Annotated in this window: 19 protein-coding genes; 11 read left to right on the top strand and 8 right to left on the bottom strand. The window is 43.2% G+C overall.

Translation table 11 applies throughout. From position 1 onward, the window contains the following. Positions 1 to 358: 358 nt before the first annotated feature. Positions 359 to 1,537 carry an acyl-CoA dehydrogenase gene (locus FM019_RS00650; RefSeq protein ID WP_143833960.1) on the top strand — a complete coding sequence of 393 codons (1,179 nt, stop codon included), beginning with the start codon at positions 359 to 361 and terminating at the stop codon, positions 1,535 to 1,537. Between the two features lie 73 nt (positions 1,538 to 1,610). Continuing rightward, positions 1,611 to 3,848, top strand: coding sequence for a dehydrogenase E1 component subunit alpha/beta (locus tag FM019_RS00645; RefSeq protein ID WP_143833959.1), 2,238 nt, complete (start codon positions 1,611 to 1,613; stop codon positions 3,846 to 3,848). Between the two features lie 2 nt (positions 3,849 to 3,850). Here FM019_RS00645 and FM019_RS00640 read toward each other — a convergent pair whose 3' ends face one another. From FM019_RS00640 to FM019_RS00625, 4 genes are read right to left on the bottom strand one after another with little or no spacing between them, the layout of a single operon-like run. Further along, on the bottom strand, positions 3,851 to 5,980 hold the full coding sequence (locus tag FM019_RS00640; RefSeq protein ID WP_143833958.1) for a putative bifunctional diguanylate cyclase/phosphodiesterase: 2,130 nt from the start codon (positions 5,978 to 5,980) through the stop codon (positions 3,851 to 3,853). A 6-nt stretch (positions 5,981 to 5,986) separates the two neighbouring features. Continuing rightward, positions 5,987 to 6,478, bottom strand: coding sequence for a Rab family GTPase (locus FM019_RS00635; RefSeq protein ID WP_143833957.1), 492 nt, complete (start codon positions 6,476 to 6,478; stop codon positions 5,987 to 5,989). 45 nt (positions 6,479 to 6,523) lie between these two features. Next, a complete protein-coding gene (locus FM019_RS00630; protein ID WP_143833956.1) occupies positions 6,524 to 8,290 on the bottom strand; it encodes an OmpA family protein in 1,767 nt (588 codons plus the stop codon). A 6-nt stretch (positions 8,291 to 8,296) separates the two neighbouring features. Beyond that, positions 8,297 to 8,845 carry a hypothetical protein gene (locus tag FM019_RS00625; RefSeq protein WP_143833955.1) on the bottom strand — a complete coding sequence of 183 codons (549 nt, stop codon included), beginning with the start codon at positions 8,843 to 8,845 and terminating at the stop codon, positions 8,297 to 8,299. A 278-nt stretch (positions 8,846 to 9,123) separates the two neighbouring features. Between FM019_RS00625 and FM019_RS00620 the strand changes: the two genes are divergently transcribed. The 8 genes from FM019_RS00620 (at position 9,124) to FM019_RS00585 (ending at position 17,972) form a co-directional block, all read left to right on the top strand. Further along, positions 9,124 to 9,963 carry a MipA/OmpV family protein gene (locus FM019_RS00620; protein ID WP_143833954.1) on the top strand — a complete coding sequence of 280 codons (840 nt, stop codon included), beginning with the start codon at positions 9,124 to 9,126 and terminating at the stop codon, positions 9,961 to 9,963. Continuing rightward, the gene (locus FM019_RS00615) at positions 9,953 to 10,387 is read left to right on the top strand and encodes a DUF3019 domain-containing protein (protein ID WP_143833953.1); all 435 of its coding nucleotides are present in this window, start codon (positions 9,953 to 9,955) and stop codon (positions 10,385 to 10,387) included. Before FM019_RS00620 ends, FM019_RS00615 begins: the two co-directional genes overlap by 11 nt. Positions 10,388 to 10,412: 25 nt before the next feature. Next, entirely contained in the window at positions 10,413 to 11,117 is a 705-nt protein-coding gene (locus tag FM019_RS00610; protein WP_143833952.1) for a response regulator transcription factor, read from the top strand. A 33-nt stretch (positions 11,118 to 11,150) separates the two neighbouring features. Beyond that, complete coding sequence (locus tag FM019_RS00605; protein ID WP_143833951.1) at positions 11,151 to 12,443, top strand: ATP-binding protein; 1,293 nt, start codon at positions 11,151 to 11,153, stop codon at positions 12,441 to 12,443. A 293-nt stretch (positions 12,444 to 12,736) separates the two neighbouring features. Next, entirely contained in the window at positions 12,737 to 14,623 is a 1,887-nt protein-coding gene (locus FM019_RS00600) for a methyl-accepting chemotaxis protein (protein ID WP_185969132.1), read from the top strand. A 156-nt stretch (positions 14,624 to 14,779) separates the two neighbouring features. After that, positions 14,780 to 16,375 carry an AbgT family transporter gene (locus FM019_RS00595; protein ID WP_143833949.1) on the top strand — a complete coding sequence of 532 codons (1,596 nt, stop codon included), beginning with the start codon at positions 14,780 to 14,782 and terminating at the stop codon, positions 16,373 to 16,375. Positions 16,376 to 16,476: 101 nt separating this feature from the next. Next, the gene (gene hemH, locus FM019_RS00590) at positions 16,477 to 17,556 is read left to right on the top strand and encodes a ferrochelatase (protein ID WP_143833948.1); all 1,080 of its coding nucleotides are present in this window, start codon (positions 16,477 to 16,479) and stop codon (positions 17,554 to 17,556) included. Next, a complete protein-coding gene (locus FM019_RS00585; protein ID WP_143833947.1) occupies positions 17,553 to 17,972 on the top strand; it encodes a DUF4112 domain-containing protein in 420 nt (139 codons plus the stop codon). The genes hemH and FM019_RS00585 overlap by 4 nt, the downstream gene beginning before the upstream one ends. 133 nt (positions 17,973 to 18,105) lie before the next feature. Here the strand turns inward: FM019_RS00585 and FM019_RS00580 are convergent, their stop codons facing one another. Then, a complete protein-coding gene (locus FM019_RS00580) occupies positions 18,106 to 21,390 on the bottom strand; it encodes a S41 family peptidase (RefSeq protein WP_143833946.1) in 3,285 nt (1,094 codons plus the stop codon). A gap of 197 nt (positions 21,391 to 21,587) precedes the next feature. Between FM019_RS00580 and FM019_RS00575 the strand changes: the two genes are divergently transcribed. Next, entirely contained in the window at positions 21,588 to 22,226 is a 639-nt protein-coding gene (locus tag FM019_RS00575) for a TetR/AcrR family transcriptional regulator (RefSeq protein WP_143833945.1), read from the top strand. Here FM019_RS00575 and FM019_RS00570 read toward each other — a convergent pair. The 3 genes from FM019_RS00570 to FM019_RS00560 are packed head-to-tail and all read right to left on the bottom strand — an operon-like array spanning position 22,223 to position 26,190. Next, on the bottom strand, positions 22,223 to 23,221 hold the full coding sequence (locus tag FM019_RS00570) for an alpha/beta fold hydrolase (protein WP_143833944.1): 999 nt from the start codon (positions 23,219 to 23,221) through the stop codon (positions 22,223 to 22,225). The two genes, FM019_RS00575 and FM019_RS00570, sit on opposite strands and share 4 nt — an antisense overlap. Before the next feature lie 14 nt (positions 23,222 to 23,235). Continuing rightward, positions 23,236 to 24,303 carry a VOC family protein gene (locus FM019_RS00565; protein ID WP_143833943.1) on the bottom strand — a complete coding sequence of 356 codons (1,068 nt, stop codon included), beginning with the start codon at positions 24,301 to 24,303 and terminating at the stop codon, positions 23,236 to 23,238. 27 nt (positions 24,304 to 24,330) lie between these two features. After that, a complete protein-coding gene (locus FM019_RS00560) occupies positions 24,331 to 26,190 on the bottom strand; it encodes a PQQ-binding-like beta-propeller repeat protein (RefSeq protein ID WP_143833942.1) in 1,860 nt (619 codons plus the stop codon). Between the last annotated feature and the right edge of the window lie 226 nt (positions 26,191 to 26,416).

Genomic DNA, 26,416 nt, shown 5'->3' with positions numbered 1-26,416 from the left:
AAAGTGTCGCAAAATTTTTTAATAAAAAAATTGATCCGATCATTCCCCCACAACGTTTTACCTATACGATTTACTCTCAGGTTCATCCCTATTTGGACCTGGTATGACTCTTCTTGTGGCCATACGCTAAATCGTAACCCTTGTACTCAGTGCTTTGGCGCAACATCTCTTGGTGTTGCGCTTTTTTTTGTCCAAAAACAGATGAAAGCTAACGGGATCATTTGATGATGCAACAAGTGTAATTTGCAAGTTACAGAACTGCGAAAAAAGCATGCAAATTATTTGGTTTTCGCCGTAGTTAACTTAAATTTAACATGATAGGTTAGGACAATATCCTTCAATACTTTGCGGAAACCATATGTCTAAACAACCCGAATTCAATTGGCAAGACCCTTTAAATCTAGATGCGATGTTGAGTGAAGAGGAAAGAATGCTTCGTGATTCCGCTCACCAATTTTGCCAGGATCGGTTGATGACCCGGGTGTTAAAGGCGAATCGCGAAGAACATTTTGATCCGGCCATCATGCGCGAAATGGGCGAACTCGGTTTATTGGGCGCCACCTTGCCAACAGAATATGGTTGCGCCGAAGTTAGCTACGTGGCCTATGGATTAATTGCCCGTGAAGTAGAACGTGTAGACAGCGGTTATAGAAGCGCAATGAGTGTGCAATCTTCTCTCGTTATGCATCCGATTTACACCTACGGCAGCGAACAACAACGAAAGAAATACTTACCTAAGCTTGCAACTGGAGAGTGGATTGGTTGTTTTGGATTAACTGAGCCAAATTCTGGCTCTGATCCAGCAAGTATGTCAACTCATGCAAAAAAGGTTGATGGTGGTTATTCCCTAACAGGCAACAAAATGTGGATCACCAATTCGCCAATCGCTGATGTATTTGTTGTATGGGGGAAACTTGATGGCGTGATCAGAGGCTTTATTCTTGAAAAAGGTATGCCTGGTTTGTCCGCCCCAAAAATAGAAGGCAAATTTTCCTTACGTGCTTCTATCACAGGTGAAATTGTCATGGACAACGTGTTGGTGACAGAAGAAAACCTTCTGCCAAATGTCAGCGGCTTAAAGGGACCTTTTGGGTGCTTAAATAAAGCGCGATATGGGATTGCCTGGGGCGCCCTAGGTGCGGCAGAATTCTGTTGGCATGCGGCACGGCAATACTGTTTAGATCGTGAACAATTTGGCCGCCCTTTAGCGGCAACACAACTAATTCAAAAGAAGTTGGCAGACATGCAAACTGAAATTAGTGTTGGTTTGCTCGGTTGTTTGCAAGCTGGCCGTCTCATGGACAACAACCAATTACCTCCTGAAGCCATATCCTTGATCAAACGAAACTCCTGTGGAAAGGCCTTAGATATCGCCCGTGTTGCCAGAGATATGCATGGCGGCAATGGCATTGCCGATGAGTTTCACGTCATTCGCCATGTTATGAATCTTGAGGCGGTGAATACTTATGAGGGCACTCATGATATCCATGCGCTGATCCTGGGACGGGCACAAACTGGTATCCAGGCATTCATGTAATTTTTATCAACGGTCAGTTTTCGTATCAACCTATGGTGCATCTCACCCAAAAAACCAATAAAAGAGGTGGCTAGTGCAAGACCGCAATCAAATATTTAAGCAGCAATTTGTCGAGTGCGTTTTAAACGGAAGGTTGCCTGACTCTTCTGTAAATCTCTCTCTTGAGGCCGCGTCTATGAACGCGGCGCAGCTAAAAGATCTTTTTGAAACACAAGTAATGAGTCGCCATCTGGATTTACGTTCCAGAGAATTACAGAAACAAGGAAAAAGCTTTTATACGATAGGTAGTGCCGGTCACGAAGGTAATGCTGCCATTGCCATGGCTTTTCGTTCTACAGATATGGCATTTTTGCACTACCGAAGTGGCGCGTTTGTTATACAACGGGCTAAACATGAAACTGGTCAGGATCCAATATTTGATATGTTGCTTAGTTTCTGCGCCGCCGCAGATGATCCTGTTTCGGGCGGGCGACACAAAGTTTTGGGCAGTCATGAACTAAATATCCCGCCACAAACCAGTACCATTGCCTCACATTTACCTAAAGCTGTTGGGGCAGCCTTTAGCTTGGCCTTGGCTCATCGTGAACACCTGTCTTCTTCTGCCAGTTTCACTAATTTGCCCGACGACAGTGTGATTATTTGCAGTTTTGGTGATGCTTCGGTTAATCACTCCACGGCGCAAGGCGCATTCAATACGGCTGCCTGGGCGGCATTTCAATCGGTGCCATTGCCCATAGTATTTGTCTGCGAAGACAATGATATCGGTATTTCAACCGCAACACCTAAGGGCTGGATTAAGGCAAATTTTCAAAACAAACCTGGGATCCATTACTTAGAATGTGATGGGCTCAATGTGTTAGATACCTATCGAAACGCTCAACAAGCGGCACAAATTGCTCGACAGTTGCATAAGCCTGTTTTTTTACACGTTCATACCGTGAGGTTACTCGGCCATGCAGGCTCCGACTCCGAATTTGCTTATCGGAGCAACGACGCCATTACCCGCACCGAGGCTCAAGATCCATTACTGCACACAGCTGCAATTTTGCTAGAAAATAACGTTATGACTGGCGAGCAAATTGTTAGTTTGTACAATCGAATGGACGCCACCATTGAAGAGCTGAGTGTCAAAGCGAGTACCCGGCCTAAACTCACTAATGCACAGATGATCAAAGCGAGTTTGATCCCACAAGCCAATGGTAAAAGTTTATATAAGCCGCCTAACAAGCAGCAAAGACAAACTTTGTTTGAACATGAAAAGCATAACTTGAGTAAAAAGCAGCACATGGCCAAATTACTCAATTGGGCATTAATGGATGTGTTGGCAAGCCATGAAAACACCCTGATATTTGGCGAAGATGTGGGCAAAAAAGGTGGAGTGTACAACGTAACCGCAAAGCTTAGCGAAAAATTCGGCCCTAGCCGGGTTGTTAATACGCTACTAGATGAACAGTCTATTTTAGGGGCCGCTATTGGCCTTGCCCACAATGGTTACCTACCGATCCCTGAGATCCAGTTTTTAGCTTATGTACACAATGCAGAAGATCAAATTCGAGGTGAGGCAGCGACATTATCCTTCTTCTCGAATGGCCAGTTTACTAATCCTATGGTGATCAGAATTGCTGGTCTGGCCTATCAAAAAGGTTTCGGTGGGCATTTTCACAATGATAATTCATTTGCGGTCTTTCGTGACATTCCCGGTGTGATAATCGCCTGCCCATCTAATGGGGCAGACGCAGTAAGTATGCTCAGATCATGCATTCACATTGCTCAGGTCGAACGAAGAGTGATCGTATTTCTTGAACCTATCGCGCTCTATATGAAAAAGGATTTGCTCGAAGATGGTGATCAACTTTGGTGCCATGATTATGTTGAGCCACAAAACGATACCCCTATTTTGCTCGGAGATATAGGTGTCAGAGGTGAGGGAATAGATCTGTGCATTTTAACCTACGGCAATGGTTTTTATCTTTCATGTCAGGCTCAAGCAGATCTCGAAAACATGGGGATCTACGTTCGCGTTATTGACTTGCGCTGGCTGGCACCACTGAATGAAGAGGCTATTTTGCAACAGGTTAAACAGTGTAAACATACGTTGATCGTGGATGAATGTCGCAAGACAGGCTCTATCAGCGAGGCATTAATGACACTGATAATGGAAGAATCTCAACCAAAACAGAAAATATCTTGCGCTAGAGTGACTGCAGAGGACTCATTCATACCGCTGGGTACAGCGTCTTATGAAGTGTTGCCCAGTAAAGAGAATATTATCGATGCAGCAAAAAACCTCGTTAATGAACTTCGTCATTAAGGCTAGTTTTTGGCTTTAGTCTCTTTAATTAACTGCTGACAAAAATCATCAAAGGGCACGGGTTTGCTAAATAAAAAACCCTGTGCCGTATCACAGTGATTAGAGACCAAAAATTGATGTTGTTCGCTGGTCTCGACGCCTTCTGCAATGACCCCGAGTTTGAGACTATGGGCCATTGCGATAACAGCCAATACAATCGCTTTATTGCTTTCATTAACATCAAGCTCATGCACAAACGATCGGTCAATTTTCAGGTGATCGATAGGCAATTTTTGTAAATAGGCGAGTGAACTGTAACCTGTACCAAAGTCGTCGATCGAAATGGTTATTCCCAATTTTCGAAATTCTTGCAACAACATCTGGACCTTTTCAAAGTTATCAATTAATACGCCCTCAGTTAACTCCAACTCAAGGTTTTTTGCTGGAATACCGCAGTGTTCAATCACCGACTGAATAAACTCAAATAAATGGCGATCAGCGATTTGTCGTGGCGATAGGTTGACTGAAATTTTTAAATTGGATTTGTGTTGCAATAGTAACTTGAGCATCTTCCCAGCTTTGGACAGCACCCATTTCCCAATGGGAACGATCAAACCGGTTTGTTCAGCAAGAGGAATAAACTCGTCTGGGCTTACCAACACATCATTATCTAGGCGCCAGCGGATCAATGCTTCAGCTTTAACAATCTCACCTGTGTTAAGGTCCAGCATGGGCTGTAAAAATAGCTCAAATTGCTCCTTTTCAATGGCATAACGTAATGAAGCTTCCAATTCCAAACGCTTTTGTGAAGCGTCCTTAAGCTCTTTAGAGTAAAATTTCAATGTACTCTTCGACGATGTTTTGGCGGCAAACATGGCTAAATCGGCAAACTTCATTAATTCTTCGGAGTCTGACGCATCAGCAGGATAATGAGCTGCGCCGATATTAATACCTATTTGAATTTTTTGTTTTAAATCGTTGTAAAAAGGCTTTTCAACGGCTTCAATCATCCGCCGAGCAAAATCAATGCAGTGCTGTTGAGATTTTTGATTTCTTAACAGAATGCCAAATTCGTTACCGCCAATACGGGCACAAATATCTTCTTTGTTTAATAACGGTAGCAGCCTTTCTGCCAAATTAACCAGCAAATGATCGCCGGCAAGGTGACCATACAATTCATTAATTCGTTTGAAGTGTTTAACGTCAATATAAAGAACAAAAAAAGGTGCATCCGTTTCAATGCTATTCTCAAGTTCTTGCCAGAAAAATTGACGATTAGGCAAGTCAGTAACATTGTCATAAAGACTGAGTTTTTCGTTGCGCTGCAAAAGATACTTAATTTTCGAAATGTCGCTGAAGATAAACACCCAATGTTGAGTGTTCCCATTCTCATCTTTGACAGGGTAAAGCGCTAGCTGTAACCATTTGCTTGTGAAAGGGGGTTTGTGCCAAAACAGCTCGCCGTGCCAACGACTGCCGGTTTGCAATACTCTTTCAAATTCCGCGACCTGCTTTTGCATCAGATCTAACACAACCCCAACCGGACTGCTTTCTGTGCTCTTGGGGTTTATCTCAAACAAAGAGTAAGCGTTTGGATTTTGGCTTTCTGGCTGTAGTTGTGCATCACATATTAAGATGCCAAAATTAGCGCTCTCAACAATTTTTTTAAGTGGTTCCTGAAGAGAGATTAGATCAAGATTTTGTTTTAAGACTTCATCAAGTCTCTCATGGATATATTCATGCTGAGCAAGGATTTTGTCGTTGGAAATTAACAGTTCTCTGGCGACTTGAAGTGTTTTTTGTTGTTTGGCATATTCTACTTCGAGATTGTTGATGACCAGATAGCATTCGCCTTTTGACACGGCAGCAATGGCCTCTAGTCGAAGTAATTTGTCTTGAGATTGCTCTGTCCAAACGCCTGATTGTATTTGACCATCATTACCAATTTGCCAAAAATCTTCTGCATCTAAAAAGAAATCGGTCAAATAAACGGAGCTATCACCGAATTCAAATTGTTTTTTGCCAACCGCTTCTGGGGCGAGTGAATAAAACCAATCATCACTGCAGTGTACGATTTCAAAGTTTTTGTCTTTGAGCCGCTTTAGGATTGTGCAGTTAATGATCCCAAGTGCTTGAATGAGAGACTGTTGCATAGTGGGTTACTTCAGTGAAATCTGAGCAAGACATTTGAACAAGTCGTCCACTTGCTCGCCAGTTTTTGCACTAGTTGTAAAGCATCCAACAAATTCTTTGCTATAACCATTAAGCTCTCCTTCTGTCCAATGCCAAGCAACTTCTAAGTCGCACTTGTTGATCACTAGTAACGAGGGCACATCGGATACCTCTCTGGCCATGCGATGAATTTCCATGCCCTCGACGAGACTTTGTGAACGGGTTTGGTCTGTAACGATGATGTACGCGGAAGCGCCACGTAGATATTTAGGCTGGAAGCCGCAATAGCGGTCAATACCCTCGATGTCCCATAACATTAACTGAACTTGCTCAACGCCGAGGTCGACTTGCTTTTTATCGATTTTGACACCAATAGTTGTGAGGTATTTTTCCGAGAAAATACCCTCAACATATTGTTTCACCAAACTTGTTTTGCCTACCCCTGAGGCACCCAACAAGCATATCTTTTTTTGGATCATGCCAGTGTTCTTTCCTTAATGTTCGGTTGTTGTAATTGACCTTAATTACTTCGCTTCAAAATCGATTAAGTTAAATATTACTTTTCTAGCTCCTTCGCCGGTGGTTTTTAGCTCTACTACGCCTAGACCAACGGCGTTCAAATAACCGGGTTCAATGCCTCGCTCTATCAAATATTGTTGTGCCATTTGAGCACGTTTACGGCTTAACGATTGATTGAATTGCGGTGAGCCGCTGGAGTCACTTGCCCCCATAATAATCAATCCAACGTTCAACTCCAAACTTTTAGACAACTCGATACTATTTTTTAATGTATTTGCCAGTTGATCGAGTTGAATTTTGGCATCATCGCTTAAAGCACTTTGTCCTTGAGCAAACTCAATTTGAGTACTGTCTATCCTCGCGGCATTAATTTCAAATAACGCCTCGAGTATCTCTGGGCTTTTTTCATCCGCCAATTCAATTTCTTTTGACGTGACATTGCGAGTCAAATTGTCGACATTATCAATACCAGGAATAGCCTGTACGTCTCGGTATAATTGCTGACGCAGATTATTAGGCAAGGTGCCAGACAATTGCGGGGTTTCATCCATCCATTGTAACGATACACCTGAATAACGGTCTGCGATTTTTTGTAACCGCGACTTCACTATATCGGCTTCAAGTGACAAAAACTGAGTTTCCTCAATATGTACGAGTGCTGGATTAAGCCCATTTTCAGTTATCCACTGTTCAACATTGATCGCTAAAGGATCTCTCAATAGTTGCACCGAAATCTCGCTTATCCCCAGTGTCTCTATTTCATTTATCACGATCCCTGGTTCGTTATTTAGCTCACTCACCTTATCAAAAAGACTATTCTGCTCGTAACTTAACCAGGCAAAATAGCCAACACCGCAAAGCACAAGTAGAACAACAAAGATGGCTAAAAACGGCGTCTTCTTTTTCTTCTCGGCGTCTGGGTGAAGCTCTGCAACTAAACATTCCTGAAGTTGTTGTTCAGTACTTTCAAAGGGAATGGTGTCACCACAAAATTCTGCGATTTCCTTGGCAAAAAGTTTGTGAATATATTCGAGTGAAACCTGAAATTGGGTGGAGATATCCTGTGGAATATTGCCAGTGACTGCTGCCACCAAAACTAATTGAGGGCCGCGCTTTATTACCAACGAAAAATCTTCGGTTTTTACAACTTCGAGATTTTGCTCACTGTTGTCATTTTGAACATTAAAAGAATCTGCAACAAAGTCATTGATGGCCGTTAGCATACTAGATACTAAGTCGGCGTTTTTTGAATCACTTTCATTACGCGACACTGAATTCAGCAAGATGCCGGTATCAGCATGAATCAACAAGACTTGTTCAACCCGGAATACAAAGGTTCTACTTGCTACATACTGAGAAAAACTGACTCCAGCCTGCCAAGCCTTAAACCTCCAAGCTATACCTTTAAAGGTCAAACTATTTTCAATTAGCTCATTGGTTTTTTCGAGAAATTCCGCTAAAAATGCGGTAACCGATTTTCGCACCAACCGGCCTACCAGTGGATATAAATAGCCAACAAATTGATCACTGTGATCGTTAACCGATTTTTCCACGGATTTTTCGACAATGGGCACCAACACACTGTTCAATCCGCCATCCTGCCTTTGTCGGTCATGCAGCGCTTCGATCACCACATCACCGACGACCTGTCGTGCATTGTCTTGTAAGACCTGCTTGATCTGTTGTTTTTCATTGCCTAGCAAGATCTCTCTAAGCTTTTCTAAATCAGCCTGATCAGATTCCCGCGTAGTGCTTTTAACATCCTTTGTCATGCAAGGTTAATCTTCGTCTGTCTCAAGGTTCACAGCCATAGTCGAAAGTAGTTTGGCCAAGGTTTTGCGGTCTGTTTTTGAAGAGCTAAGCTCTTTGGTAACTTGATCCAGCCTTTCTAGTGCTTCTGCAAAGCGAGCATCATATTTCTCAGTTAGTTTACTCACTTCTTTGTCAACTCGAGAATGCAACTCATCAGCATCTTGTCGACTATTGGTGTCGGACATTTCAAGTTCAGAAGACAACTTATCAGCGTAAGACTGTATCTCATCCGAGCGATTTTCGTGATGTTTGTTGACGTCCTCTAGTCGTGCGTTGAGCGCATCAAATCCTTGCTGCATGTCTTTATGCATTTGTTCAAATTTGCTCTCCATAGAATGTTGAAGCTGCTCAAATTGGATTCCCATCTGGCTTCTTAGATCTGCAAGATCCGCTTCAATTTGTGCTTTAGCAACACCAAACACAATGTGCCGCAGAGTGTCTAACTCTGAATGAACATCGTTATTTTCTGGGGGGGTCTGCTCACTTGAAGTCGATTGATTCTTTTTCGCTGCCATGCTGCCTTCCTAATATTGATGCATTATTCGACAAGCATAGCCTAAAAATTGTCACATAGGCAGTGGATATATTTGAATTTTATACCGTTTTTAATACATCGGTATATGCCAAGCTGTATGTAAACAGCTCGTGTTGTAACAGGCATCTTTGTGCAAGCTTTTGCCAAACTGTACAAAAAATTACAATTTATAAACACTTTAAGCGGGATAGATTCTGCCCTCAATCAAGTGGATTTGTTATTATTCATCGTGATAACAATAATTTACAGTGGCCTTTCATGTTCAAACCCTACTTCCTGATTAGCAGTTTCCTAGCTTTGCTTTGCTGTCCCGTTTATGCAAGCACTGATCAGGATTTTTCAGACGAGTTTAATTGGAATCTAACTATTGAACTAGGTTTGGTCAAAGATTCGACATTGATTGTTGGCGGTGAACAAGATGACTTTGATGACTTTGCGGCGCTGAGTGTATGGATCGACCTTTATTACAAAGGTTTTTTTATTCAATCTAATCGCTATCGATCATCTGGTGTCATTGGTGCGACAGAAATCGGTTACGAACTGCACTTAGACAAAGACTTTGAAATTAACATTATCAATAAAAATTATCTTGCCGGATTTGATCAGCGCAACGTTGGCCTAATAAGTGACCAAGAAATTGCAGAATTGTCAGGTATTGATACACGGAAGTTTGCTCCAAATCAGGGTATTCGATATTTACGCTATTTAGATAATGCCGTCGCTTGGGTAGACGTATCTGTAGATTTGCTTACCGGTTATCATCGCGGTTGGGTTGTCGACGCGTTTTACAATCGTACGATGGAGTATCGAAACTGGGACGTGTCTTATGGTATCGGCGCCAGTTTATTTTCAGAGGATATGACGGATTATTTCTTTGGGGTGGATAGTCATGAAATAAGAGAAAATCGGCCGTTCTACGAACCAGGTTCGGGCTATCGCGTTGAATTAGAGGCCGTTGCTCATTATCCCATTGCCGAAGATTGGTTGTTCACCATAGGCTCAACCTTTAGTCATTACTCAAATAGTATTTATGACAGTCCCTTGGTGGCTCGTCAAAACGTATTGCGTTTTAAAATGAGTGTCAGCTATGTATTTTAACTGCAAACGGATTGCAGTCGTTGTCGGGTTGTTTGCCTTCATCAAGTCTGGAGACGCGCAAGAGCAATTGGGCAAAGAGTCTATGCCTGTTAATGATATTGAGATGATCGTGCAGCCGAATAAATGTGTGGCATTAACTCAAGGAAGGCGTTGTTATGCGCAAGTGAACATTACCTGGCAATCAGAGATCCCAACCACTGTGTGTCTGATCGAATCGAATACATCGTTAAAATTAAATTGTTGGGAGCAAAAACGTCAAGGTCAATTTACCTATGAAATGGCGTCAGCGGAAGATGTAACTTTGTCTCTTATGCCATTAGGCAGCTCACCTGCAGAAGAGCCTTTAGTGATTACAAGTGCTACTATCGAGGTAAGTTGGTTATATGAAGGAAGCGCAAGGAAACGGCGCTGGCGGCTATTTTAATTTATGGTGAGAGAGTCACAATATTATGATTGAGTACGCAAATATCCTGTTGGTGGAAGACGACATCACACTGGCACAATGGGTAACGGAATATCTACAAGAACATGGATTTAATGTCACCCACATCGCTCGGGGTGACGAGGTCGTCGACTGTGTAAAACAGAACACGTTTAACCTGATTTTGTTGGATGTGATGTTACCGGGAATGGATGGAATTGATGTATGTAAAGCTCTCCGTCAGTTTTCCCATGTACCGATAATCATGATGACTGCCCGTGCGGATGAATTTGATGAAGTGGTTGGTTTGGAAGTAGGTGCAAACGACTATGTCATTAAACCGGTGCGTCCTAGAGCGTTGTTAGCAAGAATTAAAGCAATTTTAAGAATGCAGGAAACCAATCCTGTACGTAGCGTTAACGAGTTAGTTTTTGGACAGCTCCACGTAAACGCTGATTCGAAGCGAGTAAGTTTTAAGGGCGACAATGTTGAATTATCAACAAGTTTGTTCTCACTGTTGTGGCTACTGGCCAATAATGCTGGAACAGTGCTAGATCGCGATGCTGTATTTAAAGCACTAATTGGTCGAGAATACGATGGTTTGGACAGGCGTATGGATGTGCTGGTGTCCAATCTTCGAAAAAAATTCAATGATAATCCGCAAGAGCCTAAAAAAATTAAAACGATTTGGGGTAAAGGATATCTTTTTGTTGCGGACGCTTGGGATGAATAACCAGGGTAAACCACTTTTTAAGCCGCGGTCAAAATGAAAAGGATTTATCTCAGCGTTCTATTTACCGTTGTAGGCAGCCTGATATTGATTGGTTGGATCCTAGATCTAATTGCTGAAAATGAGCTGCAATATGAGCCTGTTTCAGAGCTGCAAATATATGAACGCATTGTAGATGGTATCGCCAAGCAGCTTAATATAACACCGGAACAAGATCTGGATGATTTAACAGAACAACTTGCTTCACAGTTTGATCTGGCATTGTCGATCGAGCCATTGGCAAACTTGGCACTTCCTGCACAGTTAAATACCGAACTTGGGCAAAGTGGAAAACTACTCCTACAAACCAGTGATACTGCGCTGCTATTTAAAACGCTGAGCAATCATCCAGACATGTTATTACAAATGCAGATTGCTCAACTACGCCCAGTGAATGAAAACCTAGAAATTGCACTGACGTTAGCTCTGTATATTGGCGTGGGTATTTCTTTAGCATTGTGGCTCGTGCCTCTGACCACAAGGTTATCGCTGTTAACCCGTGCCGCCGAAGACTTTGGCGCAGGCAAACTGGAAAAACGCATTGTCCCGAGTAAGTTTTCTTATATTCAAGACTTAGAATTAAATTTCAATCGTATGGCGGCACAAATTGAAACGCTGGTCGCTGACAATAAACTCTTGGCCGAAAGTCTTTCACATGATCTTCGCACGCCAGTTTCCTGTCTAAGATTTGGCATCGAAGCAGCTATGGATACCCATGATGTTGACAAAAAGTCTCATTATCTGGAACGTGTGGAGGATGAACTTACCCGTCTAGAATCTATGCTAGATGCCTTTTTGTCCTACGCCAGTATGGAAAGAAAAGCTCAGGCATTGTTGCTCGAAGAGGTGAACTTGAAGGATATAGTTGAGTCTTGTGCGATTGAACTTGAGCCGCTGGCTGCACAAAACAATATCATTCTGGAAAGAAAAGTTTTGTGTAAAAGTCTGGTAAAAATTGATCCTCATTGGATACAGCGAGCAGTCACTAATTTGTTGTCTAACGCTATCGATTATGCACAAGAAAAGGTGTTGATCGTTTTAAACGAACACTCCAATAAACTGACAATAGAAGTACATGATGACGGACCTGGGGTGCCACATGAAAAATGGGATTCTATATTTAGCCCGTTTGTGACAGCAGAAGGAAGTCGAAATCGGCAATCCAACAGTTATGGCTTAGGCCTTGCCATTGTGAGTCGGGTGGTGCACTGGCACAAAGGACATGTCACCGTTAATCAATCAAAGATCCTCAATGGCGCATGCTTCACGATAGTATTGCCGATGCTTTGATTTTATCGAATTTCCTGTGAATTAAGGAAAATCAACGCTGTTAACCACAAAGTTACTTCTTTTTTACCTAAGCTGTCAGTTTTTTTAATGCGCAGGCTATTTTTTTTACCATATTGGTATAGGATGGAAATGGAACCGTAAACGCCAAACAAAGAGGACTTGTTGTGCTTTCTCTAATCAATCGCCTGCTTAATAAATTTTCAATTGTTCAAATAACCTTTATCAGCCTATTCACATTTTCAACGACTGTGTTATTTTTTGCCGTTCTGAGTATATATTCTGCTTGGAAAGATGTGCAAGATAGCAACTATGACAGACAGCTACTGTTCTTGCTTGATGCCTTTGAAAAAGTTGCTCACAACCACGCCGTAGAAAGGGGTCTTACAGCGGGTTTTCTCGGCTCTCCAAACGAATCAGCTAAATCGAAATTAACAACTCAACGAGAAAAAGCCGATCAATCCATTCGTGACATGCAAAGTTTTTTGTCTCGGTCATGGCCAGACGAAATCAATGTACAGCGGTACGCCAGTAGTCTACTCGAGCATGTTAAAAGCAAACAGAATATTCGCTCGCAAGTTAACGCTCAAAATGCTCCTGGGGCATTTACCTACTACAGTTTATTGAACCGCTATGCCCTTGAAGCGGCTCAAAATTTGCGACTTTATATCAATACCAAAACCATAAGAAAGGGAACAAATGGTGCGCTTGCTTTAGCTTGGTTCAAGGAGTATGCAGGACAGGCAAGAGGTAAAATAAACGGACTGCTTGCACGCAGAAACCTAACTCAACAGGCTAAGGCCGATATAACGAGTTACGTCAACGGTATCAACGGAGCATCACAATACATCCGGATTTTATTGAACGAAGCACAAATCAATAAATTCAGCAGCGCCATGTCATCTGGGCAATCTAAGCAAATTCAACTCGTTCATCAGACGATAATCAACAGTCAGCCGGGCACCATTGACCAAAATTTAATGCCAGCAGAGCAATGGTTTGGGTTGGCCACAGGACAGATTGGTCAGATAAAACAGATTTTGGATTCGCAGTGGATACTTCAACACGAAGAAGCCGAGACTAATAGGATGAATGCATCAGCGATGCTTTGGTTTGAAGTCGTAGCACTTGTAGTCGTTATTACTATGTTGGCTATCGTAAATATTCATTTGGTGCGCTCACTAAGGATCCGCCTGCATCGTTTGACTGTGCTGCTGCGAAAAATTGCTGAAAATGGCGACTTGACCTTAGATGTCAGAATGAAAGGCGATGATGAATTGGGTGATATTTCCAGAGCGATTTACCAAACCATTTACGCGTTTAAAGACTTGATCGTTGGCTTAGCCTCATCAATCCGCTCGGGTGCCAGGCTTAGTGACGATTTAAATACAGCGACTCAAAATGTCCTGCTAGGCGCTGATAAAACCCACTTATTAGCCAATAACATAGCAACCTCTTTGGAAGAAATGTCGCAGACAAGTGAAGAGATAGCGCGTTCAGCGTCACAGACGTTTGATGCAAGCGGCGCTTTACAAGAAAAAGTGAGTGTAAATATTGAAGCTAACCTGGCTAATAGTGAAGCACTTGAACAAATATCAACAAATATGCTCGAGGTGAGAGAAAAAGCAAGCCGAATGGAAGAGCAAGTCTCTTCTATTAGTGGGATCTTAGAGACTATCAATTCACTTGCTGAACAGACAAATTTACTTGCGTTAAATGCTGCAATCGAAGCTGCGAGAGCTGGTGAAGCGGGACGTGGTTTTGCTGTGGTAGCGGATGAAGTCAGAAACCTGGCCAAAGGCAGTAAAGAGAGCTCCGACAGAATTTCCAATCTGCTTACGGATTTGCAAGATGCCAGTAATAATGTGGTGGTTTCAATTGAGAGTAACGTTTCTACCGCTGAGCAATCTTTAAAACGAGCGGCGGACGTAAAATTGTTATCCAGTGAGCTTGTGGCACAAGTCACGGGAGTAGAGCAGTTGTCCACTACCGTTGCCACAGCGTCTGAGCAACAAGCCATCACTATTCGCCAGATTGCGCAGGACACTGGCGAAGTATTAGATGCAGCCAATATTGGTTTAGATACTGCAAAAGAATTGGAAAGAATTTTCAGCAATATGGATACTAACGGTAAAACACTGCAACGGACTATGGATAACTTTATTATTGAAAGCCGTGACTGAAGATTGGTTAAAAGCCCGCTCGAATTGAATCGAAACTGCCCTTTATAGACAAAATTCGTTATTATGGTGAAAAAATATAATCCCTTAGCAGTAAACGTGCACAAAGACACGACTAGTGAAAGTGGAAAACAATAATAATACGACAGAGGAACCGTTTTGATTAAAAATCAAGCAGGCAAGCAGCCGCCTGTTGCGCAGAATTCGGGTTGGTTTAATCGATTTCTGGCAACCGTTGAATGGCTGGGTAATTTACTCCCACACCCCATCACATTATTTGCAAGTTTAGCCCTTTTTATCGTCGTGCTCAGTGGCATTTTAGGCTACTTTGACGTTGCAGTCGCAGACCCAAGACCTTTAGGCGCTAAAGGTCGTGACCCTGATGGCATGATAGAAGTGATTTCACTTTTTAATGCCGAGGGCTTGCAACGAATTGTCACAGGATTGGTGACCAACTTCACCGGTTTTGCCCCCCTTGGCACTGTGCTAGTTGCCTTGTTAGGGGTGTCCGTCGCTGAACACTCAGGTTTACTGTCTACCGCTATGCGTGCAATGGTAATGAATGCATCAAAACGCATGGTTACGGTGACAATCGTACTGGCAGGCATCTTGTCGAATACTGCGTCTGAGCTTGGTTATGTCGTACTCATCCCCCTAGCCGCAATGATATTTCATTCCCTTGGTCGCCATCCATTAGCGGGATTAGCCGCTGCTTTTGCCGGTGTTTCTGGTGGTTACAGTGCCAATCTTTTGTTAGGTACTGTCGACCCGCTACTGTCGGGAATTACCGAACCTGCATCCCATATGATTGCTCCAGGCTATGTTGTTGGGCCGGAAGTTAATTATTACTTCATGGCAATTAGCACCTTTGCCGTGGCTGCGATGGGGGCATTTGTGACAGAAAAAATCGTCGAGCCACGCCTAGGTACTTATGATCCCAGTGAAGCGTCGATTGAACTCGACCATCAAGAGATGACCTCGCCTACAGCGCAGGAGAAAAAAGCGCTTAAAATGGCTGGCCTGGCCTTTGTTGCAGTGTGTGCAGTTCTGGCGCTTACTATTGTTCCTGAAGACGGTATATTAAGGCATCCTGAAACCGGCGCTGTGGCCGGTTCGCCGTTCTTAAAGGGTATCGTTGCCTTCATTTTTATCACTTTCGCTATCCCGGGTTTTGTATATGGCCGCGTTGCAGGAACCATGAAAAATGATAAAGATATTATCAATGCGATGTCGAAAAGCATGGGCTCAATGGGGCTTTACATCACATTAGTATTTTTTGCTGCGCAGTTTGTCGCGTTCTTTAAGTGGACGAATTTGGGAACAGTGCTCGCAGTAAAAGGTGCTGCACTGCTTACATCTCTCGGCCTTGACGGCCCAGAAGTATTTGTTCTATTCATACTAATGTGTGGCGTGGTGAACTTGTCTTTGGGCAGTGCTTCCGCGCAATGGGCTGTAACAGCACCTATTTTTGTTCCCATGCTAATGCTAATTGGCTTTGCGCCCGAAGTGATACAAGCTGCATACCGTATCGGTGATTCGGTCACTAACGTTATTTCCCCCATGATGAGTTATTTTGGTCTTATCTTAGCTATTGCTGCGAGGTATAAAAAAGATCTGGGGATGGGCACGCTAATCGCTACGATGTTACCTTACTCATTGACGTTCTTTGTGGGCTGGACTTGCTTGTTTTATTTATGGGTATTCGTTTTTGGTATGCCTGTTGGTCCTGGCGCCGCAACTTATTTTACGCCATAGAATAAAATGGCCGATGAAGAAAACCCTTCATTGGCCAAGTCCATATTCTGATTTGTTGCGTAATTATTGCAACTGAGTTCAATAATTCAAAAAGAAGATAGATGAAATACACTGGTAGCCCTAAATTTACTCATTCCCAAGGCGATAAGATTGGTGTGTTGATCACCAATTTAGGTACCCCTGATGCACCAACAAAAAAGGCATTAAAACCCTATTTAAAAGAGTTTTTGTCTGATCCTAGAGTGGTAGAAATACCAAGATTCATTTGGTGGATGATTCTGAATTTGGTGATCCTCAATATCCGCCCGGCACGGTCTGCCAAAGCCTATGCCGAAGTATGGGAAGAGAGTGGTTCTCCTTTGCTAACACACACCAAGAATCAGGCAGAAGCATTACGAAAAAGGTTACAGGACAAGTATGGACAAGATGTAGTCGTCGAATTTGCCATGCGCTATGGTAATCCCGCAATGGCAACAACGATTGATCACATGTTGCAACAGGGTGTGAGAAAACTGGTGGTGTTACCGCTTTATCCTCAATATTGTGCATCGACAACAGGCTCAACTTTCGATGCCGTGGCGCAAGATTTTCAATCGCGACGTTGGTTACCTGAGCTGCGATTCGTAAATCAGTATTGTGATCATGACATGTACATAAAAGCCGTTGCTAACAAGATCCGTGCTCACTGGCAACAGCATGCAAAAGCCGATAAGTTACTTTTTTCCTACCATGGGATCCCCAAGCGCTATCTAACCAATGGCGATCCTTATCATTGTCAGTGTCACAAAACTTCCCGATTGATAGCGCAAGAGCTTGGCATTAGCAGCGACGAATATATGACAACCTTCCAGTCGCGATTTGGTCGTGAAGAATGGTTGAAACCTTACACCGATCACACTTTGCAAAGCCTTCCTGAAAAAGGAGTGAAGTCTGTTCAGGTGGTCTGCCCTGGGTTTAGTTCAGATTGTTTGGAAACCATTGAAGAAATTGGCATGGAAAACCGTGACTACTTTTTGGAAGCTGGTGGGGAGCGCTATGAATACATTGCTGCCCTCAACAGTGATCCCTCACACATTGATCTCCTCGACCAACTTGTTGAAGAAAATATAGCCGGTTGGCGAGTGCAATCGGATAATTCTCAACGAGCCTCACTGGCCAAAGAGCTAGGAGCCAAACAGTGAATAAAACCGAAGTTCTGAAAGTCCCAAAGTCATTGCTCATGACGCAAAAAATCGCAAATATCACGGATACAGCTGTGCGCATTCCTTTTACCCGAATAAAACTGGGTTTAGATTTTTTAATTGGACTGATACCCGGTATTGGCGATGCGATCATGCTTGCAGTGGCAGGGAGTATCATCGTCATGGGGCACTCGATAGGCATGCCCAAAACACTGCTTTGGGCGATGTTCAGGAACAGTGCATTAGACTTTATATTGGGCCTGATCCCGCTCATTGGTGATGTTGTCGATATTTTCTATAAGTCTAATCAGAAGAACGTACGGATCATGGAGCTGTGGTGGCTGCAATCAAACAAAACCGATTTGGATGAGCGAACAGCTCAAATGCTCGAACAATGGGAAAAAGAAAATAGCTAACCCAAAAAGCCCAAGTTGGATTGGAATATCTTCACTCGCAATCCGGTATTTACATCCTAGTCAAGATAGACAAAAGCCGCTGATTTGTTAAAAGGCAACAGACGCTTACTGTTGCCTTTTCGTCATAACCTGATCAGTTAATTCCACCTGCAGGCGCTGTGCTTTTGGGCAGCGGCGCCGCCTCGAAATCGTCAATCGGCTCATCTTTCATTTTTTTCTGAAGGTATTTAAGAGCGGCTGCAAGCTGCGCATCTTCTCCATTAAAAGTCGCGTTGGGTAGGTTGTTAACTTCAATGTCTGGTTTAACCCCAGTGCCTTCTACTATCCAACGCCCATCCATGGCAAATACTGGGTACTCGGCGACGCGAGCAATGCCCCCATCGACTACACGGTTCCTACCTGACAACCACACTCCGGCGCCAGCGGTTTGCTTGCCAATAACTTTGCCTAAGCCTAGAGCTTTGATGCCGGCCGTGAATGTCTCGCCGTCAGAGTAGGTAAATTCATCGGCAAGTACGACCAAATGACCGCGAAACGTTTGTTGCATGTTAGCAAATTTCTCACCATTGGTGGTTTGCCAAAACATCCACGTTCTTTTAAGCAATTTTTCTAACACCCATGCATCAATGTTACCGCCTCGGTTACGTCGTACATCGATAATCAAACCTGGTTTCTTGTATTGCGCATAGAATTCTTTGGCAAATGATGCAATGTCATTTGACCCCATGGCATATAAGTGTAAATAGCCGATGTTTTGGTTTTCGTTTTCGACAATGGCAGCATTGGTATGCACCCAATCTTGATAACGCAAGCGAAAATCACGGGATGCACTAACGGGTTTAACAATGGTTTCATGACTAGTGCCTTTGCGCATCAAAGAGAGTCGAACCTGTTTTCCTGCTTGATTGCGTAGACGTTTTACAAGGGATGCTTTATTCGTGATTTTTTGGCCATTTAAGTGGGTGATCACGTCTGCTATTTGCGCATCGACACCTGATGCGTTCAAAGGAGAGGCTAGACTTGGGATCTCGATGTCGTGGCGATAAATATGCGCTATTCTCAAACCATCTTGCGTCTCTTCAAACGTAGCACCGAGGCTAGCCGCTCGCGGTGAGTTGGGGTCGTTAGAGGTGTCTCCACCTCTTACTTGCGAATGCAGTGCATTAAGTTCACCCATCATCTGTTTGAAGATGTCATTAAGTTCGTGTCTATCCGTCACTCTGCTTAATAGTGGCAAATATTTGGATTTCACTTCATTCCAATCGGTTCCACGCATATTTGCATCAAACAAGGAGTCACGATGCATCAACCAGGCATCTTTGAATATCATTGCCCACTCCTGTTGAGGGCTTATCCGCAATTTCCAATCCTTGCTCTGGACTTGTGAATCATTGACATTTTTGGGGAATTTCGCCGTGGCTGCAACAACAAACTGGTTGCTGTTATCACCGCCCTGTTTTCGAACGTACAAAAGTTTCCCATCCTGTCCAAGTTGATAATCCTCCACACCATTTGTGAAGGTTTCGACTTTGGTTTTGTGTTTAACCGCAATGGATTTGAGACTCGGTTTGCTGCCAGGCTCTGTCACATTGTCGACGACATACAAAAAGCCTTTATTCATGGACAGCTTTGAATAGTTGCCCGAACCGACAGGCACCTGCCACAATCGACTACTAAGACCCTCCCAATCAACGTTAGAAGAAGAAGTGTCGTCTTCGTTTTGCTCGCTTGAATCGTCGTTATTTTTTTCAGCGCTTTTGTCGACATTGTTATGGTCTAATTCATTAGGAGCCTCAAATGGAAAAGCGACATCTTCCGTTAAACTCAAAGCAAAGATCTGTGTTCTGCGGTCAAACGTAGGTCCAAGGTTTCTATCTCCCCATGGGGCTCCTGGCGTTGCCTTGAAGTTTCTATTCGAGAGGAAATATAACCATTTGCCATCTGGGCTAAACGTCGGAGAAAATGACTCATATTTCTGCGAAGTAAGTACTTGCTTTTTATCTTCATCAAGCGAGTAAAGTAAAACGGCACGGCGTTCACTATGTCGTTTGTTGTAGGTAACAGCAATATGTCGGCTGTCTGGTGACCAAGCTAGGCTGGCTAACTCGCTAGTGCCGGTATTGTCATCAATGATACGTTTGTTATTACCGCTGGCTAGCTCTAAGAGCCAAACATTGCCTGCTTTGTCATCATGAGCGAGCCATTTTCCGTCAGGTGAGAGGTATAGATTCCAACGAAACACGCGGCCATCATTGGTCAATTGTTCTGCTTTACTACTTCCATCTGCAGCATAGCGCCATATCTCCATTTCGCCACTGCTATCGTTTAACGCATACACCCACTTCCCATCATGACTGAGCAGCGCGTTGCGTGTCCTTGACGCAGGATCCGTGGCAATTTCTACAAGTCTGGCGGCAGTGGTACCGGCAACAGCGACTTTTCCTCTCGCGGTCATCACAACCTTCTTTTGTTTCTCGTTAAAGCGTGCTGAATTGAGATATTTGAGCGGCTTATTGACCCACTTTTCGCGCAAATTTGGGAAATCTGAGGTGAGCTTGATGGCTAAGCTTTTTAATGAATCATCTGAAAGGTTTAGTAGTTTAAGATCAGCACCATGCTGAAAAATAATTCGCTCACCGTACAACATCGGGTCGCGCACCCCCCAGTCGTCAAACTGGGTAATTTGGCGCTTGTTTTTTCCATTGAGTGACATCGACCAGATATTATCTAAACCGCTCTGGTTGCTCACAAAATACAGTGTATTGTTTGCCAACATAGGGGACCTAAAGGAGCCATCATGATCCGATGTTAATTTCGTTGCTTCGCGGGCTCCTCCGAGTTGGAAACGCCAAATTTCACCTTTTGCACCACCTTTGTACTGATTGGCGTTGTCGCTAGAAACTTGCAAGCCAAACTGCGTAAAAAAGACTTCTTTGGCTTTATCATCTATCACTCCTTCAACCGCGTCTGATAATGGGATTGCTTGAACATTCAGCGAATTAGGGTCAACTCGTTTTAAGATCCAGCTGCCAGTTGGGCCAACACGGCTATTTGTTGCATAGACAATATGACCGCTTTTATCCCACTGATGCAATCGCAGGCTGCTACTTTCAAAGGTCACTCTTTTAGCTAATCCACCATCTATTGGCATGACATAAACTTCGGTTGTACCTTCATAGTTGGCGGCAAATGCGACCTCGTTACCGTCCGGTGAAATGACCGCGCTATGCTCTTCTGCTGGATGAGTGGTGAGACGAATAGCGGCACCCTCTGCATCCAAAGGCATGCGCCATAGGTCACCTTCAGCGGTAAAAACCACGGTGTTATTGTGCATTGATGGATGTCTAAAGTAGCCTGGATTAGCTAGGACATTTTCAGTAAGTAAAATTATAAAAAGAATGGCGAAACCTGCTTTCATTCACTTTGCCTTTGTTATTGTTTTTTCGCTTAGAAGTACGACACTTCATTTTAGCTTGGGATTAAGCAATGCAACTATGCTGCGTTCACTCAACACTTGGAGTTACATTATTGCTAGTTTATTGCTTTTCTTGCAATTATTACGAGTATCCATACTATTGGTTCAATTACCTTAGTCAAATTGGATAAGCTTGTAAGATGTCGCAAACTGGTAAAACAAGAACTCGGCTTTCTCCTGATGTGCGCAAAAACTTGATACTCGACCATGCTGCTGAAGTGATAAGTGCAGAGGGGGTATCGGCTTTGAGCATGGATAGGTTGGGCAAAGAAGCAGGTGTGAGTAAGTCGTTAGTTTACGCCTACTTTCCTAGTATGAAAGATTTGCTTCAAACTTTATTGCGTCGTGAGTACAAACGACTGAGAAACATTCAAAATGAAGAAGCGATCAAGGCAGAAACATTTGAGCAACTAGTGAGGCGAGTAACGCGAGCTTATCTGTCATACATTGAAGAGCGCGGGCTTATTTTAGACAGACTTGCAGCGGAGCCTAGTCTTTCTGAACAAGGTGATCCTACTGAATATAGTAGAGAGAGTGCAGTGTACTCTTTAGCAAAAGTGGTTCATGTCAACTTTGGTATTGATATGAGTATTGCAGTGCCTGCGGTAGATATATCCTTTGGTATTCCTGCTGCAGCTGGCCATTATCTAACCAGGCATGACGTTGATCGTCAGACTGTTGAAAATATTTCAGTCACTATGATCCTTGGCACATTTGAAGCATTGCTTGGCAAATACGAGACGTCCCTCAAACCATTGCAAAAAAAATTAAATTCTTAACGTGGCTGCGGCTCAATAAACGCGCGTATTGCTGCTTCGACCTCATCAGGTTGTTCAAAATATGGCGTATGTCCAGCATTAGGTATCACCTCAATTGCCAGGTTATCTACATATTCTGAAATTAAAGCAAAGGTTTCGGGGACAAATACTTTTTCGTTTTCAGAAGTTATCAATAAACTAGGAATTGTCACCCTGGCATTTTTATCAGGCCAATAAATCTCATCCTTGATATCATTGATTGCAGGCAGGTTGGCACGATACCAATTCAGCGCAGCACGAATCGTCCCAGGCTGGCGCCATGCATCAAAAAATGCATCTTTATAATCTTGATTGATGTATCCACGGTCCTGCATTTTATCAAAACCATATCGCCACAGGATTTCTGGTCCCAACTTGGAGAAGTGCTCTTCAACCCGATCGCTTTTCAATATCTCCATGTAGCTAGACGCTTTTTGCTGTTCTGGAATTGTCGCCAAACTTTTTAATAACACGTTTAGTGGCGGTGCATTTATTGCGATGACTTTTTCAATGTGTCCTGGGTAAACTTGTGCCACTGTCCAGGCTAGTGTCCCTCCCCAATCATGTCCTACCAATATCACCTTTCGATCTTTCGAATATGTGTTAATTAGGCCGAGCACATCGTCGACTAATTTGCTTATATGGTACTGATTAACGCCTTGTGGCTTGTCACTGTATGCGTATCCGCGATTGTCCGGCGCAATAACATGATGTGTAGATTTAAACCGCTTTAATAAAGGTTGCCATCCAGCACCGAAAAACGGGTAACCGTGCAAGAACAGCATAGCCTGACCCTCACCACTTTCAATTACGTGCAAATTCACACCATTGACTGTCACATATTCACTAGGGAAATCCATCGTATGCCCCGGTGTTTTTGCATGTAGTAGGGGACTGATAAGCAGGACAATACCGCAAAATACACCCTTTACTAATTTGATGTTTCTCGAGAGCATGTAAAGATAAAAAATCGACATTTTGGTTCCTGCTATTAGTCTTCAATTGATGCTAGAGCATAGGAGGATTCTGGGTTTAGCGGTTGTCTTAAAGAAAACACGTTGCCATCTATATCTCTTGCATAGGCATGCCAAAATTCACCTAAGGGTAAAGGCTTACTGAAAAAATATACGCCCAAATTTGTGAGCCTCTTGTATTCTGCTTGTATGTCAGTGACTTCTAGTGAATAGGTATAACCCAAGTCTGTCGGTTTTCGTTTATACGTTGTAGACGGTGTTTGCGGATTGACAAACTGCCATAGCTCCATGACTTTGGATCGTTTTCCTAACTTAAACCATCCCCCTTTCAAAGACACTCCATCGATATTGACTATGTCATCGAGTTTGCTGCTATTGCTATATGTTCCCATCCGATAAGGCTTGAACCCCAATACCTTTTGATAGAATTGCATCAATCTTTCTATGTCGTGAGTCGCTAGCGCTACTTGGGACATCCACATTTTTTTGCCGGCGTCCTGCCAAGAAGCGTCATAACCGGAACGGGTCAATATGGTCTTATCCAATTGTTCAATTTCAAACATATTTCCTTCAGGATCGTAGGCATAAGCGTAGGTGACTCCATAACCACCAATGTCTACAGGCGCGTTACTTTTTGTCAGTACCTGTGCGCCAGCATGCACGAATTTTGTGAAGGCGGGATCTGTTATGGGAGATTGAAAGCAAGTATGCGTCATGCCTGGGCCTATCACTGGCTTTCTTTCCAGCGGAATGTCTTCATTGCCACTAAATTGAGTGAGTTCAAACAACATATTAGGTGCTTTAAGCGTAGCCTTTCTCAACTCAACATTGTTTGTTGCATACAACATATCAGCTGTGTCGTTGAAGGTGATCACTTCTTGTTTGACGATTTCAAAACCAGTGGCCCGTTGATAAAATTTTAGCACCTGATCAAGATTTTTGACCGATAATCCAATATGATTAATACCAACAATAGTCGTGGTGGTATTTTTTATTGAAGCCGACTCGTCAACCTCCAAAACACTGCCTTGTAAAGCAAAACTAAAGACTAAGGTGAATAGCCACAAATTATTGTATTTGGTCATTGTTTTTGTTTCCTACTTTAATCGTATTTATTTCTTATCAAGTGAAAAAACTAACAAAAGGTTACCTGGCGCTTCTCCCCATTTGTCATAACCCGACGTCACAAACACTTTGCCATCAGCTATTACAGGGCCGTCTGCCTCAATCGAACCTCCAAAACCTTTCACACCATTTACGGTCCAAATACTTTGTTTTGTATTAAATTCCCACAGCAGTTTTCCATCATCAGCAGCCAATATTCGAAACATACCATCCAATCCACCGAAATAGACCAACCCAGGTGAGCTGCTGACAGCTGCCGAAATACCGTTGAAACACATATATTTACTTCCTTTTTTGCACACGTTAGGAGGAGAGTAATGCCACTTAATTTGTCCATCTGATAAGTTTAATTTGGCAACTCCCGGTTTAGGTTCGCCTTTCTTGTATGGATTGTTTGTGGGCAGGTCAGATACACCTACAAAAACATCTTGATGAGCGGCACTCATTCCCCAATGCACGCCACCCATAGTGCCCCCACTACCAACTCGAGTTGTCCATATGACCTTGCCCTGTTGGTCGGGGTCAAGACCATAAACCAACCCCGATTTTTGACCTACAATGAGCCATTCACGCCCCTTATCATCCGAACTTAAAATGGGTGAAGCGCCGATATCAAAGTCCGGACCATTTTCTTTAGGGCAATTTGCAGTTTTGCGAACACAACCGCCGTTCCAAGCATCATTTTGTGTAACCTGAGATACCCAGCGTCTTTTTCCATCTAGTATGTCTATTGCTAGAATCGCGTCACTCGTGCCGGTAGCTGGTGAAGAGTAATTTTGGCCTGTGCCGACATAAATAAGGCCTCGTTTTATATCTATAGTAGGACTTGACCATATAGGTGCACCTGATGGTCCATATTGAAATGCCCCTGCAGAATTTTTACCCCTAAGAGTCGGCGGTTCTGTAGTGTAACTAGTCCAGCGCTGCTCCCCTGTTTCTATATCCAATGCGACTAGGCTTCCTCGGAAAGTACAGCATTCATAATCGGATCTTGCGGCAGGGATGACTTCCATTGACGATAAAGGCACATATACTTTTTCTTGATCGGCAATCAGCGATCCTGTGATGGTTGCAACCGGGTGATAACCTATATGCTTTTTCCAACGCAATTGACCTGATAGCGGGTCAATTGCATAGACATTAGTCTTGAAATCGCCAAATAAAAGTGCCTTTGGTGAGCCGACTTCATCGTGTTGCATATATAACGCGCTTCTAACCTCCGCACTGGCTTCAAACTGCCAGTGTAGGCAGCCTGTGTCAGTATCAAGTGCATAGATAGTTCCCGACTGACTACCAATATAAGTTATTTTCTTGGTTACCAAAGGTTGTGAACGTACGCGAGTAGCATCTGGAAATGAAACAGCCCATTGAAGACTCAAGTTCTTCACATTATTTGTTGTGAGTTTGGATTCATTGCTTTGATGACGTGAATTATTATGGTCATTGCCCCATCCGTTCCAAATGGTTTCAGAAGACTTGGGCATCGAGTCTTTTTTTGCACTACTACACGCTAACATAGTGGGTACTACCGACGCGCTATCTGCCCTTTTGCCGGTCAGGAAAAAAGCGATTTGTCTTTTTTCGGCTCGAGATAATTGCATTCCCTGAGTGCTCATGACACCTGATTCCAAGGACTCGACAATGCGAGAAGGAGGGTAAAGCTCGAGTGCCGCCGTTTTTGGCGCTTCTGGCAGTGCACCCATATGACACGCCTTGCAGTATGCATCAAATGCTTGTTGGCCCAGTTTTTTGTCTCGCTCATCTAAAGCTGGTGAAGCACTGGCGTATGTTGAGATAAATTGAATAAATGCAAACATAGTCAATATATGGTTTGTTTTTCCAAGCATATTCAATACCTCTTAGTTGGGGTGGCTTGTTTATATCTAAATAGCGTCGCGCCAATGACATGTATTTGTGTCAAATCCTATTAGTAAAGTTTATTATTAAACTTTATTGAAATTATAGTCAATAAAAAATTAGTTATCAGCAATAACAAGTGTAGATATCAATAGGACAGACAATTCTGCTGTTTATAGGGCTGTTTGCATTATTGATGTTTCTCATCCTAATTGT

Source organism: Aliiglaciecola sp. M165 (assembly GCF_007197995.1).
Taxonomy (GTDB): domain Bacteria; phylum Pseudomonadota; class Gammaproteobacteria; order Enterobacterales; family Alteromonadaceae; genus Aliiglaciecola.
Note: the sequence above shows the minus strand (reverse complement) of the source record. Positions and strands in the feature narration are given on the sequence as shown.